The 13779-nt window shown below is 39.0% G+C and carries 13 protein-coding genes, 2 tRNA genes and 3 pseudogenes; 7 read left to right on the plus strand and 11 right to left on the minus strand.

The window, feature by feature from the left end:
- From IM485_RS15705 to IM485_RS22780, 5 genes and pseudogenes are all read right to left on the minus strand, one after another.
- A pseudogene (locus IM485_RS15705) lies at window positions 1-349 on the minus strand (IS4 family transposase); the annotation flags it as partial.
- A gap of 460 nt (window positions 350-809) precedes the next feature.
- The gene (locus IM485_RS15710; RefSeq protein WP_002757426.1) at window positions 810-1031 is read right to left on the minus strand and encodes a hypothetical protein; all 222 of its coding nucleotides are present in this window, start codon (window positions 1029-1031) and stop codon (window positions 810-812) included.
- Window positions 997-1269 (minus strand): BrnT family toxin, encoded by a 273-nt coding sequence (locus tag IM485_RS15715; protein ID WP_002757427.1) that lies wholly within the window; start codon window positions 1267-1269, stop codon window positions 997-999. The genes IM485_RS15710 and IM485_RS15715 overlap by 35 nt, the downstream gene beginning before the upstream one ends.
- 117 nt (window positions 1270-1386) lie before the next feature.
- Window positions 1387-1671: pseudogene (locus IM485_RS15720) on the minus strand (type II toxin-antitoxin system RelE/ParE family toxin).
- Window positions 1664-1882 (minus strand): annotated as a pseudogene (locus IM485_RS22780) (hypothetical protein). The pseudogenes IM485_RS15720 and IM485_RS22780 overlap by 8 nt, the downstream one beginning before the upstream one ends.
- Before the next feature lie 77 nt (window positions 1883-1959).
- On the opposite strand from IM485_RS22780, the gene IM485_RS15725 reads away from it, so the two are divergent.
- A complete protein-coding gene (locus IM485_RS15725; protein WP_287744237.1) occupies window positions 1960-2085 on the plus strand; it encodes a hypothetical protein in 126 nt (41 codons plus the stop codon).
- Between the two features lie 97 nt (window positions 2086-2182).
- Here IM485_RS15725 and IM485_RS15730 read toward each other — a convergent pair whose 3' ends face one another.
- From IM485_RS15730 to IM485_RS15740, 3 genes are all read right to left on the minus strand, one after another.
- Window positions 2183-3211, minus strand: a complete 1029-nt coding sequence (locus tag IM485_RS15730; RefSeq protein ID WP_287744239.1) for an adenine-specific methyltransferase EcoRI family protein — start codon at window positions 3209-3211, stop codon at window positions 2183-2185.
- A 332-nt stretch (window positions 3212-3543) separates the two neighbouring features.
- On the minus strand, window positions 3544-3903 hold the full coding sequence (locus tag IM485_RS15735; protein WP_061431110.1) for a hypothetical protein: 360 nt from the start codon (window positions 3901-3903) through the stop codon (window positions 3544-3546).
- 217 nt (window positions 3904-4120) lie between these two features.
- Entirely contained in the window at window positions 4121-4594 is a 474-nt protein-coding gene (locus IM485_RS15740; RefSeq protein ID WP_287744241.1) for a hypothetical protein, read from the minus strand.
- Window positions 4595-4741: 147 nt separating this feature from the next.
- Between IM485_RS15740 and IM485_RS15745 the strand changes: the two genes are divergently transcribed.
- Window positions 4742-4813: transfer RNA gene (locus IM485_RS15745), tRNA-Asn, on the plus strand.
- A 52-nt stretch (window positions 4814-4865) separates the two neighbouring features.
- Here the strand turns inward: IM485_RS15745 and IM485_RS15750 are convergent.
- Window positions 4866-6125, minus strand: coding sequence for a M16 family metallopeptidase (locus IM485_RS15750; RefSeq protein WP_287744243.1), 1260 nt, complete (start codon window positions 6123-6125; stop codon window positions 4866-4868).
- A gap of 3 nt (window positions 6126-6128) precedes the next feature.
- The gene (locus tag IM485_RS15755) at window positions 6129-7406 is read right to left on the minus strand and encodes a M16 family metallopeptidase (RefSeq protein ID WP_287744245.1); all 1278 of its coding nucleotides are present in this window, start codon (window positions 7404-7406) and stop codon (window positions 6129-6131) included.
- A gap of 272 nt (window positions 7407-7678) precedes the next feature.
- On the opposite strand from IM485_RS15755, the gene IM485_RS15760 reads away from it, so the two are divergent.
- The 5 genes from IM485_RS15760 (at window position 7679) to IM485_RS15780 (ending at window position 13612) form a co-directional block, all read left to right on the plus strand.
- On the plus strand, window positions 7679-8458 hold the full coding sequence (locus IM485_RS15760) for a pantothenate kinase (RefSeq protein ID WP_287744247.1): 780 nt from the start codon (window positions 7679-7681) through the stop codon (window positions 8456-8458).
- Between the two features lie 70 nt (window positions 8459-8528).
- Complete coding sequence (locus IM485_RS15765; RefSeq protein ID WP_104396970.1) at window positions 8529-9596, plus strand: NAD-dependent epimerase/dehydratase family protein; 1068 nt, start codon at window positions 8529-8531, stop codon at window positions 9594-9596.
- Between the two features lie 299 nt (window positions 9597-9895).
- On the plus strand, window positions 9896-11209 hold the full coding sequence (locus tag IM485_RS15770) for an ArnT family glycosyltransferase (RefSeq protein WP_287744249.1): 1314 nt from the start codon (window positions 9896-9898) through the stop codon (window positions 11207-11209).
- A 39-nt stretch (window positions 11210-11248) separates the two neighbouring features.
- A complete protein-coding gene (locus IM485_RS15775) occupies window positions 11249-12520 on the plus strand; it encodes a glycosyltransferase (protein WP_287744251.1) in 1272 nt (423 codons plus the stop codon).
- A gap of 27 nt (window positions 12521-12547) precedes the next feature.
- On the plus strand, window positions 12548-13612 hold the full coding sequence (locus IM485_RS15780; protein ID WP_287744253.1) for an NAD-dependent epimerase/dehydratase family protein: 1065 nt from the start codon (window positions 12548-12550) through the stop codon (window positions 13610-13612).
- Window positions 13613-13640: 28 nt separating this feature from the next.
- On the opposite strand, the gene IM485_RS15785 is transcribed toward IM485_RS15780, so the two are convergent.
- Window positions 13641-13713 (minus strand) — tRNA-Ala (locus IM485_RS15785).
- Between the last annotated feature and the right edge of the window lie 66 nt (window positions 13714-13779).

Genomic DNA, 13779 nt, shown 5'->3' on the forward strand with positions numbered 1-13779 from the left:
ATACTCGCTGCTGTTCTTCGAGATTACTACTTCCTTTTTTATCCAATATCTCCCAATAGATTGGGATGGCTCTCTTGTCATAAATTAGACTCACCATCAAGATATTAATTGCTCCCCAACTCGTTCGGTCTATGGCAATATGCGCTAATCCTTTTGTTGTGAATCTCTCCTGCTGTTTTAACATCTCTTTTAAGCAGAGAAACCAGATTTTTTCAATATTCAGAATTTCCAGCTTTAAAAATCTTTTTAGTTTTTTTCTCCGACTCTCAAACAGGATTGGTATTGGTAGTGGTTCTGCTAATATCTCTAACTTGGCTTGCTTTAGTATTTGCCAGGTTCCAACTACCATTAACAACAGTAGATATCTGGCTCGCCCCAGTTCATTTTCTAAGACTTTCTGGTATAGTTCACTTATCATTTTCGTTATTTAGGTCATATATGGTAAATATGACTTGTCTTTTTTTGGAGTCTGTGTCTGTATTTTATGCTACATAAGCTTTTCAGCTTGCTTGTACCCTTGTCAGTGAAATAGCAATAATTAAAGCTGGACGCAGTTTTCCTGATTTCAAGTCTGCTTGAGGAAAACGAATTAGAACAATATCACCTGGTTTCATGGTTGATAAATTTCTTGAGCATCTGCTAGGGAATATTCAATTTCATCCCCTTCTTTGAAAAATTGCTCTAATGAAAATTTTTGCTAGTCTTCAAATTTCTTGGGTTTCTACCAGATCAGCGATCGCACTCCTCATCCCCAAAAAGCGATCGCACTTGGCGTTCCTATCCCAAGCAATGACAATTTTAAAGTTTAATCAACAAGATGACAGCGATCGCACTACAAGATCGGCATCTGTGATTGATGTACGGCGAAACTCATTTAATTCTTGTTGAGATAGGGGGAGACAGTCCGAATCTGCTTCGGCTGCTTTGTCAATTTCTTCCTCAGTCATTGCTTCAACTTTTTCCCAATCTGTCTTACCATGACTAACATTTTCGGGATCAAGTCTGACTCTGGTAATATTGTCGTCGTTCATTTTTATTGGCTCTCCTTGCTGAAATAATGCGGTATCTGCCGTTTCTTTTGGTATAGACGACCAATAAAACTACTTGATTAACTATACCGATTACTTGAATTCTAGTTTCATTATAATCACGTTTATCTTCTCTTTCCAGACAGTTGGGATCTAGAAAAATGTTTTTTGCATCTTCAAAATCAATTTTATGCTTGATCAAGTTGGCAGCAGCTTTATTATTGTCCCATTCTATCTCCATTTTATCGAGATTTTGTATCTAGTTCATAATATTTTGGATTATACATGATCGCCCTTTCCCATCATCAAAAAGCGATCACCAACTCCGAAACCTTGCTAACATAATAAAAAATCATATTCAATAAACCTCATCGTGAGTTCCAATATCAATTAGGTTGATCTCTTCTTCTTGGGTTTCAGGGTTTGATTCAAAATTGAAGATAATTCGACAATCATATTCAACAGAAAAAGCTCAAGCACCTGACAATTTACCCTTTAGTTTATGGGTGCGTAATATTGGATTATAGGGATCATCTGCGAGTAGTCTCAATTTGGCTTCTATTTTTGATTTTAAGTCGGGTTGTCGTTTAATCCTTGTTTTGAAAGCGCATTTAAATGATTGGCTAAAAACCAAGTTAATCATTGTTTAGTTCGGCAATAATGGGATCAACATCTCCTCGAAAAACATTACCATTTTGATAGTCTTGTCGAGCTTGAGAAATATTTTGAGCAATTTGTTATCGTCTTTTTTCGATTTGCCGATGTTTAACAATATTGATCAAGTCATCTTGTTCATCAAAAGAGAGATAGTCAATCATTTCTAAGATTTGACTAAATTGCATTGTTGGCGGCATTGTTACTTTCCCCTTTTTCAATACAGACTTTTATTTTACTCTGCTTGGGCAATAATGACATCCGCGATTGCGGATCGATGACAACTTTCCAACTCACAAAGAGAGATCGCCTCTCCTTATCCCCAAAAAGCGATCGCACTCATCCCCAAAAAGCGATCGTCCTTGGCGATCCTATCCCAAGCAATGGCAGTTTTAAAGTTTAATCAAGAAGATAACAGTGATCGCACTGCCATCAATGTGCATGGTGCGTTCCCCAAAATCGATCGCTGGAGTAGCAGGACTTGCATTAGGGAACGCACCCTAGGACTGAGTTATACATTGTTTTTCTTTGTCAGTTAAATCAATATATTCAGTCTGTGTTCGTTTATTCTTGATTAGTATTCTAAAATAAGGACATTTCCCATTTACTGATAAATCTTTATCATCATTCCCTTTCCTGAATTTAATTATTTCAAATTGGTCGGGATTGAATTTATGTAAAAATGTTATTGGTACACCCATAACCCCCTTGAAGTCTAAGGGAATGTCTTGGGTTTTATTGACATTAATTCCATCATAATTGTCATATTTTGGATATTCAGCTTCATTGCCAAAATATCTTTTTGTGAGAGCCATATCTTCCTGTCGTTTTGATGTGTCTAAGTTGGTTAACCATAAACAATTATTTGGAGAAACTATTCTATTTCCAGAATTGTCAATACGAGCTTCTGTTCCATAAAGTTCATATTGTTCGGGAACAATGAAACCAGAAATACCTCTACCAAGATTTATTCCTAACCAGGCTTTGTTTTCTTTAATTAGTTTGAAAATTTCTTTATAGGTTATTGCATTAATATTGCCAATTATCAAAAACTTTTTGTCGTATTTAACTAATTGAGCTACATATTCTCTGAATAATGAAAATGGCGGATTAGTAACAACAATATCAGACTTTTTTAATAGTTCAATACTTTCAGGACTACGAAAATCTCCATCCCCATTAAAGTAAATAATGTCAGTTAAACTAGGTTTATTTTTTTCTCTCTCTGTACCTGTATATTCAAAGAAAAAACCCTTTTCATCTTCTTCTGTATTAAATAAATCTCTCCCTTGTTCTCGATAACAAGATGTTATTATTTTTTTTAGACCTAACTTTGTGAAGTTTGCAGCAAAATACTTAAAAAAGTTACTAATTCTGGGGTCATCGCAATTGCAATAAACTACTTTATTTTCAAAATGACTTTTATAATGTTGCAACTCACTTTCTATATCTGAAAGTTGTGTATAAAACTCGTCACTTTTTAATTTTTTAGCATTTTGCAATAATTTATTTGTTGCATTTCTTCCCATTTTCAACCTTTTTTGATTTAATAAATATTTTGTTTTTAGTTATTTACTTTTGGTTATCTAATTAAATATTTCACTGCCTAATACTTGAAGAGAGGTTTTAGAAATTTCAAGCATAATATCAAACATTTTTTTGATAAGTAGGGAGGCACAATTATTTGTAGGATGGGTTAGCGGTAACGTAACATGATCGGGGGTTGGGTTTCATGCTTCTAACTTCACAGTTTCCATCAATGTGCATGGTGCGTTCCCCAAAAGCAATCACTGGAGTAGCAGGACTTGCATTAGGGAACGCACCCTACGGCCAACTGGAGTGTGTACGATTATAACATCATTTATATTATAACTACTTTGCCATTGGAACGAATAACCGAACATATAATAATTGCGTCGTTTTTATCTACCTTGATGTCACATATAATTAACTCGTAGCTTTGATCTCGAAGCTCATAGACTGTAACTGTTGGATTGACCTTTTTATGCTTCTTCCTATGAATCACCAGATTGAAATTTCCTTCTCCCTCTTCCCATGATCTGTCATTGAAAACAAACTCATATGGTGAAGCATCCTTATATTGGGCGTATGCACCTATCAAAGCAATCACAGTCGAAAAGATAGCAAGCCAAGTAGTACCATATAAAGATGCAACAAAACTAAGGACAATGCCAGCTACTGTGATGAGAAATGATTTCATAATTGATACGACAATAGTGTATTTATCGATTTCTGTCTAACGGTCTATTTATACGGCTCTTAGTTTAGTGTAGGACTAATTTCTTGAATCCACCCGACAATTACCTAATTTTCGGGGAAAAAGTGCCTAAATTTTGCCACCGGCTGGCACTTTTTGAGGACAAAAAGCCTAAAAGTTTTATCCCACAAAGTTTTTAGCTCTATTCAGCCGACCCTATTTATTGGTGTACTTGCAAATGAAGGACATAATGACCTAAAATCAGGTTATCTGACCATAATTCGTACTCTAGACGCAAATATTCGGGGAAATTATTCCCCTCTAATTGGAGACTACGGGTATAGTTGCGGAGGCGAAAAGCGTAACCCGGTTGAGGACTTTCGGCATTTAACCAGTAGCGACTGACACCAAAAACCCCTTGCTCCCAAAAATGACGATAGGCGAATCTTCCCTGGCCCTGCATGGTCATAATTACCCGATTGGCCGAAATTTCTAGCCAAATTAATTTATTTTGATTATTTTTGGGTTTAAGTGTCTCTATTTCCGCGAGAGCCACCGGGGGTTGATTGAGGAGAAGATGAAACCGGTGGCGATCCTTTTGGTAGAGGGTAGCGGAAGTGTCTAAAGTGGAGAGGATGGGTAGATCTGTCGAGAGCAGACAGAAGGAAACGGGACGGCGGTGATGAGCAAGCATAGACTAGACTTAATGGTGTCCTTATCTCCACAATAGTGGATTCTCCGCCCACCGCTACCGGCACCGGAAATTTTTTTGAGAAAAAATCTAGAAAACACTTGCATTATTGAGGGACTTATGATTATAATTATTAATTGTGAGTAGCCTTCCTCGGTAGCTCAGTGGTAGAGCGGTCGGCTGTTAACCGATTGGTCGTAGGTTCGAATCCCACCCGGGGAGTTAATCAAAAATAGCAGCGGCAATAGTTTTTTGTTGCTGCTTTTTGCTCTGACTAGAGAATTTCAGCGATCGCATTTTCCGGACCGACTAGAGAAATGTAAGGATTTTGAAAATATTTACTGGCTACCGATCGCGCTTGTTCGGCAGTAATCTGATTAATAGAATCCAGAAAAGTGCGATCGAATTCAATACCCAAACCTAAGCTTTCATACCAACCGTATAATTGAGCGATTTCGGCGTTAGTTTGTTTACCGAGAGCATATTGACCCAATAACTTATTTTTAGCTGACTGTAACTCCTCTTCACTCAAAGTTACTTTATATAACCTTTCTGCTTCCTGACGCAATCCCGACACTGCGATCGCTGTGTTTTGGGGTGCAGTTCCCATATAAATGACAAATTGGGAAGAATCGAGACGGGTGGGATAAAAAGCAGAAACATCGTAGGCTAATCCCCGTTTTTCTCGCAATTCCACGAATAAACGACTAGATAACCCATTCCCCAGATAGGTACTCAATAATTTTAAAACCGCATAATCATCCTCTTGCACAGAAGAGCCGGGGTATCCTAACATAACGATCGTCTGTTGACTAGCTTGGACGGTAGTTAAACAGGTGGGCTGAAAATCAAAAGCGGCCGGGGGTAAACTAGATAAAGGAAGATCGGGAATTGACCAACTGCCAAAAATTTCCGTCACTGCTTTTACTGCTTGCTCTAGGGTAATACGGCCGGAAAGACTAATTACCAAGTTATCGGGACGAAAAAAGCGACTATGATAGGCCAGCAGGTCATCCCGTTGCAATTGCGAAACCGTTGCCTCCGTACCCAATAAAGACATACCATAGGGATGATCGGGGTACATAGCGGCGCGTAATTGATTAAAAGCCACATTAAAAGGCTGTTCCAATTGAGAGCGAATGCTTTGACGGGTGAGATTTTTCTCTAATTCGATTTCTGGGGGTGGAAAACTGGGAAAACGAATAATTTCCGCCGCTAGACGCAATATATCTAGAAAATCCTTGGTAACGGTCTTTAAACTAACCACAAAATAATCGGTCCCCGTGTCGGCGCTTAAACCGGCTCCCGTGGACTCAACGCGATCAGCAATTTCTAGGGAAGATAACTTTTCTGTACCTTTGGTGAGCAGCACGGCTAAAAGACGAAATAAACCCGCTTTTTCGGTTTTTTCCCACCGAGTACCCGCATTTTTGAGAAAAATCCTCCCCGCAACTAACTCCACGGCCGTATTTTCCACCACTAAAAGGGTGATGCCATTTTCTAAGGTTAAGCGGTGAATGGGGGAAGCGGACATCGTTTATTCACAGGGTTGCATTATTGTAATAGCATATCGCTCCGGGGAGAGATACTGACGAGCCAGACGCTGGAGATCTGACGGTTGCAAACTTTGGATAACTTGGGGATAGATCGTGGCTAGGTCGGCAGCTCTCAGGGTTTGATAATATCCATAGAGTCCCGCTAATTGGCCCGGGGTTTCTGTGGAGAAAATATAATCGTTAGCTAATAACTGTTGAGTGCGGTGTAATTCTGCGGGGGTGACGGGATCATCGTGCAGAGATTGAAGATGTTCACAGATAATGCCTTCAATTGTCTCGATTTGTGAGCTAGATAGCCAAGCGCCGATGGTAAAGAGACTGGAATCTCGTTGCAGGGAAAAATTACTGTTAATATCGAGGACGATTTGCGCTTCTTCCCGCAGCTGTCGCACTAACCGCGAACAGCGTCCCCCGGCAAGAATTACCGAAATCAAGTCTAATCCAAAGGCATCTTCTAGGCGATCGCATCCTGGTCCAGTCCATCCCATCAAGAGACGAGAATGTTCTAGGTGGGGTAAATATACTTGGGAGCGACGAATTTCGATCAGGGGGGGTTCGGCAGCCACTAGATGGGGGGGGGATTCCGAGGGGACGGGAAATTCCCGAAAAGATTGCCGGATAATTTCTAAAGCTGCTTGGGGTTCAATTCCCCCGATAATCGCCACACACATATTTTCTGGTTGATAATAGGTGCGATGGAAACAGCGCATTTGATTGGGGGTTAATTGCTCTAAACGGGGTTGATCGCCTAAAATAGAGCGTCCGTAGGGATGGTTTTGATAGATACTTCCGCAGAGGGTTTGGTAGGCAATCCAATCGGGATCATCATAACAGGCCCGTAATTCTTCTAAAACTACATCTTTTTCCCGATAGAATTCTTCATCGTCAATCTCAGCATGGAGGAGAATTTCGGCCAGATGGGGTAGGGTATGTTCAATTTGATCCGCACTGGTGGTGAGATAGAAGTGCGCGTAATCGTGACTGGTGGCCGCGTTGGTCATTCCGCCACAATTTTCGATTAAATAGTCAAAGAGTCCGGGGGGAAGTTTTTTCGTCCCCTTAAAGATCATGTGTTCGAGAAAATGGGCCATACCTAACCATGGGTCGGGTTCAGCGATCGCACCTGCTTTCACCCACACATCTACTACCACCACAGGAGTCACGGGTAAATACTGATGAATTACGGTTAAGCCTTGATCTAATTGCCATACCTGAGCGGGAAAAGAACTTGTTTGACACTGCGCTATCGACTTAATCAATGTCCGTTAACCAGATTTTTTGTTAAATTCTATACATAGGTTATATTATCTCTTGCCTGCTCAACCATTAAAAAACTTTTGTCATGATTTCTAGATAATTCCCCCAAATATCAACTATCTTGAAGCCATCGGGAGACTCCGAGACAGGAGACAGGTTTTAGGTGTTGGGATGTTGGGGTTTTGGGGTTTTAGTTCAATTTTCCCACTTCCCCACTTCCCCACTTCCCCACACCCCACACCCCACACCCCAATTCATAATTCCCACTAACTAAATGACTGAGCAAGATACTGACTGGATAGGGTTGATGATCGGCAATTCTCGCTTACATTGGGGCTATTTTCGCGGTCAAACCCTGTTAGCTTGTCTCGATACTCCTCACCTGAACGAACCCCTAAGTAATGAATTTTTGCAACAAATTTTCTCTAAACTCTTGACAAATAAATGTAACTGTGCATTGATTGTCGCCTCGGTGGTTCCTAGCCAAAGAGAATTATGGGCAAATTATGGCAATTTACGGATAATTACTTTAAAAGATATTCCTTTACTGGATTTATATCCAACATTCGGCATTGATCGAGCTTTAGCTGTCTTAGGTGCGGGAAAAAAATACGGATTTCCCTGTTTAGTCATCGATGCGGGAACAGCCTTAACTTTTACGGGAGTGGATGGGGATAAAAAGCTAGTGGGGGGGGCAATTTTACCCGGGTTAAAGGTGCAATTAGCCAGTTTAAGGGAACGGACGGCAGCCTTACCAGAGGTGTCCTTACCGGAAAGATTACCCCAGATCTGGGCAAAAGAAACAGCAGAAGGGATAAGAAGTGGGATAATTTATACAATTTTGGCGGGAATAGAAAAATTCACTCAGGAATGGTTAAATTTATATCCAGAGAGCAGGATAATTTTAACAGGGGGAGATGGGGACTTAATTAGGGATTACTGGCAAGAAAACGCCATTAAATCGCTCCTAGTGGATAAGATGATCATTTTTGAGGGAATTGCCGCAGTTAAGGGAATATCCTCCTGTTTAATTGACAAAGGCGAACCTATCTAGTAAAGTCAGGGAAAGCTTTCTCAACTTGGGAAATTTCTGAACAACTAGGCAAAAAATTCAGGATATAGTTATGGCGATCATTCTAGTAACTGGTTCTGCTGGTTTAATCGGTTCTGAATCAGTCAGATTTTTTTGTGATCGGGGTTATACTGTCGTCGGTATCGACAATAATATGCGTCAGGTATTTTTTGGCGAAGACGCTTCAACGGAGTGGAATCGAGCCAAATTATCCCAAGATTACGGGGATAAATACATTCACCATGCTGTAGATATTCGCGATCATGAAGCTATTACAGCTATATTTAAAACCTATAGTCATGATATATCCTTAATTATCCACACGGCGGCACAACCTTCCCACGATTGGGCAGCTAAGGATCCCTATATGGATTTTAGTGTCAATGCTAACGGAACTTTAGTATTATTAGAAAATACTCGTCAACAGTGTCCCCAAGCAGTATTTATTTTCTGTTCCACCAATAAAGTTTACGGGGATAGACCGAATGAATTGCCTTTAGTAGAAAAAGAATTACGTTGGGAAATCTCGGAAAATCATCCTTATTTTGCTCAAGGTATTGACGAGTTGATGAGTATTGATGCTTGTAAACATTCTTTGTTTGGTGCCTCGAAAGTGGCGGCGGATGTATTAGTACAGGAATACGGTCGTTATTTTGAGATGAAAACTGCCTCTTTTCGTGGTGGTTGTTTAACCGGCCCAAGTCATTCAGGAACGCAATTACACGGGTTTTTATCCTACTTAATGAAATGTACGATGATTGGCAAAGAATACAGTATTTATGGGTATAAGGGTAAGCAGGTACGCGATAATATTCATAGTTACGATCTCGTCAATGCTTTCTATCATTTTTATCAGACCCCGCGAGTAGCAGAAGTTTATAATATCGGTGGTAGTCGCTTTAGTAATTGTTCCATGTTAGAAGCTATTCAAGAATGTGAAGCGATTGCGGAGAAAAAGTTAAACTGGCAGTATGTGGAGACTAATCGCATTGGTGATCATATCTGGTGGATTTCTGATGTGAGTAAGTTTAAAAATCATTATCCTGATTGGCAGTTAACCTACACAGTAACGGATATTCTCAAAGAGATTTTTAGTCAAAACGTTAGCCGTTGGTTATAGTAGAGCATTGAATTACTATGTCAAAACTATCTGGGTCTGTGCGTCTTATGGGTTTAAAAAACTGGAGATAGTCAAATATGCTTGCTTCTAAATCATGGACTGAGAAAATATTATTGTTAATTTTTGCAGTTTGCTTAATCCATAGTTTGTGGGCGATTAGCAGGGGCTGGAATAATCCTTTGATAGATGTCCACGCTTTTCGTCAAACTCAAACGGCCATCTCGGTCTTTTATTTACTCAAAGGCAGTCCTTGGTTAGCCTATGAAACCCCTGTTTTAGGACCACCTTGGTCAATTCCGATGGAATTTCCGCTTTATCAAGGAATAGTGGCAATTTTGGTCAAGCTTTTTCAGACTCCCATTGACCAAACTGGTAGATTTGTGAGTGCTTTTTTCTTTTATTTAAGTTTGATTCCTATATATGTAATCCTATCTTATTTACAAGTAGCAAGAGCTTTCCGTTGGCTGTTTTTGAGTTTATTTTTAGCCAGTCCCCTTTATCTGTTTTGGGCGCGAACATTCATGATTGAATCAACTGCCCTATTTTTCTCTTTAGCTTACCTTGCCTGTATTGCTGTTTATTTTCGCTATAAATCGCCAATTATTGCCTTATTAGCCTGTCTTTGTGGAGTCGCTGCCAGTCTGACTAAAGTAACGACTATGGCTGGATTTTTAATTTTAGCTTCTGTCTGGATAGGTGCTAATTGGTTTAAGAAGGAGTCATCTCGTAACTTAGCGAGAGATTTATTGATACCGGTCGTTTTATTTATCGTCATACCCTTCCTTCTAGCCAAAATTTGGGTTAACTTTGCCGATGCCCAAAAGCTACTCAATCCCATGGCAGCAGATTTTATCACCTCGAAAGCTTTGAGAGATTGGAACTTTGGAACTATCGCTCAAAAATTATCTTGGTCTGGGTGGAGTAATTATCTAAATATGACTCTAAACGATGTTTTTGGAGGAACAATAGTTAGCTTAATTGTCCTGTTAATTTTACCCTTTTTTACTAGAAGAAAGTTATTTATTTTAGCTTCTATATCACTGTTTATAGTTACAGTAGCAATTTTCACTAATCTCCATTTTGTTCATAATTATTATCCCTATGCTAATGCTTTATTTTTGCTTGTGGCTGCTGGATTTGCATTAGTGGGATTGATAGAAAAAAATCGGCGAATTCTTCACTATATAGGTTGGTTAACATTAACTTTAGTCTTGTTATCTCAATTTCACTTATACAGAGATTATTGGTATCCTCAAATAAACCACAGAAATGAGTTAGAAATTAATTACTTAGAAATTGCTGAACGAGTTAAAAATAGGACTTCTACCAATGGAGTTATTTTAATTTATGGTAGTGACTGGAATCCATTAATTCCTTACTATAGCCAACGCCGAGCCTTAATGTTTAATGGACAATCAAATAATCAAAGAGAGGAAAATGCTCTCGATCAATTATCAAAAGCTAACTATAAAATTGAGGGAATAATTTTTTGTAATGAAACAAGATATGAACGAGAGCAAAAGAAAGATTTAAATAGTTTATACAATCTTAAGGATAAGCCAATTTTTTCTAATAAACGTTGTGATGTATACACAACAAGACACAGTAAATAAGAGATAATTATCTGTCATTTATATTGAGTTGAGTTCCCTATGTTAACTAAAATCTACAACAATAAAGTTTTCCGATTTCTCATTGCTGGGGGAGTGGCATTTCTAATCAACTTATTCTTAATTTATTGGTTCATTGATGACTTGGGATTCAATACCCCATTTCTGAAAAATGTTGCTAATGTTATTTCGATAGAAATATCTTTAATTGCTAGTTTCTTTATCTATAGAATCTGGGTGTGGACTGGGGGAGATTGGACAATCAGAGATGTGATTTTTATACAACTTCCTCTCTATCATCTCTCGGCAGGTTTAGCAGTTTTACTGCGAGTTTTCTTGATATTTCCCTTCTTGAACTGGTTAGGAATTAGCCCCGGGGTTAACACAATGATTGGGGTTTTAGTGGGTGCTAGTATTAATTATGTCGCCAGTGATAGCCTAATTTTTAAACCCAAGAATAAGACTAATGAGACAGAAATGTACTATCCCGAAGGATTAGCACCAGCTTTCGAGATGGACGGTTACTCTCACCCACGTCAATCAAGGGATAACTATGCAGTAAAAACCTTATCAATAGTTATTCCTGCTTACAACGAAGAAGATTGCATCGAAAGCACTGCTCACTTAATATCTGAACGTTTAGAACGGGATAAAATTGATTATGAAATCCTAGTGGTTAATGACAATAGCAAAGATAAAACCGAAGCAGTTCTGAAAAAAATCAACCAAGAAAATCCCCGGATTCGCTACATCAATAACTATTATCCCAATGGTTTTGGTTTTGCGGTACGCTGTGGATTAGAAAATTTTAGCGGTGATGCAGTGGCAGTAGTAATGGCAGATAATTCTGACTCTCCCGATAATATAGTGGACTATTATTATCAACTCCAAGAAGGGTACGATTGCGTTTTTGGTTCCCGTTTTATTAAAGGAGGAAAAGTTATTGATTATCCCATACACAAGTTAATCGTTAATCGTTTTGCTAATCTCTTCATTCAAGTTTTATTTGGGCTAAAATTTAATGATACCACTAACGCCTTTAAAATCTATCGTAAGGATGTTATCGAAGGAATCTCACCTCTACTATCTCACCATTTTAACTTAACAGTAGAGATGCCCTTAAAAGCGATAGTGCGAGGATATTCCTACACGACAATTCCAATCACTTGGCGCAATCGTACCACGGGGATTTCCAAGTTAAAACTCAAGGAAATGGGTAGTCGTTATTTATTTATAGTTCTCTCTATCTGGTTAGAAAAACACCTTTCTAGAGGCGACTATAAGCGCAAACGGAAAAAAAATCAAGTTGTTTGATAATTATCATCTAGTGGAGTATTTTTGATGACTAGGCAAGTGTTAATTACTGGTGGTGCGGGTTTTGTGGGCAGTTCTTTAGGTTTAGGATTAGCCCAACTCTATCCCGACTGGAAAATTATCGCCTTAGATAACTTAAAACGTCGCGGTTCTGAGTTAAATATTCCCCGTCTCAAACAAGCGGGAATTGAATTTGTTCATGGAGATGTCAGAAATGCGGAAGACTTAGAAGCAGCCGCTTTGCCAGTGGATTTAATCCTAGAATGTTCAGCAGAACCTTCCGTTTTAGCTGGTTATACTTCCCCTGGCTACGTTTTGCAAACAAACTTAATTGGAACGATTAACTGTTTAGAATTAGCTAGACAAACCCAAGCAGATTTTATTTTTCTCTCCACCAGCAGAGTTTATCCCATTGCCTATCTTAATCAATTAAACTATACAGAAACAGATACTCGTTTTCAGTTATCTGAACAGCAAAATTTACCCGGGGTTTCTGCTTTTGGTATCAGTGAACAATTTCCCTTAGATATGCCCCGTTCTCTCTACGGTTCCACTAAGTTAGCATCGGAATTGATTATTAATGAATATGGGGATGCCTACGGATTAAGAACTTTAATTAATCGCTGTGGAGTTTTAACCGGTCCTTGGCAGATGGGAAAAGTTGATCAGGGAGTTTTTGCCCTTTGGGTAGCTAATCATTACTTTCAGAAGTCCTTAAAATATATCGGTTATGGGGGTACAGGGAAACAGGTTAGAGATTTTCTTCATGTAGCTGATTTACTCGATTTAATCGATATTCAGATTGCTAATTTAGAACAATTCAAAGGGCAGACTTTTAATGTGGGGGGTGGGCAAGATTTTTCCTTGTCCCTTTATGAAACTACAAAACTATGTCAAGAAATCACGGGCAATAGTATAATGATTGAGGCAGTTCCCGAAAATCGCACTGGAGATATGCCAATTTTTATCACTGATTCCCGCAAAATCAGTTCTATAACTGGATGGCAACCCCAGCGAGACGGTAGAAAATTAATCCAAGATATTTTTGATTGGATTCACACCCATGAAAAGGAATTAAAAGGTATTTTCTAGTTGCTTTCTGGTTAATATCTCTGGAAAATGGAGAATAGGGAACTCGAATCCCTGACCTCTGCGGTGCGATCGCAGCGCTCTACCAACTGAGCTAATTCCCCAGATATAGACCATAATAGCATTTTTGAGCAGAAAATCCTAGGAACTGGCAAGGGATCGAGGGGCAA

This window comes from Microcystis sp. M169S2 (assembly GCF_020245865.1).
GTDB classification, from domain to species: Bacteria; Cyanobacteriota; Cyanobacteriia; order Cyanobacteriales; family Microcystaceae; genus Microcystis; species Microcystis ichthyoblabe_A.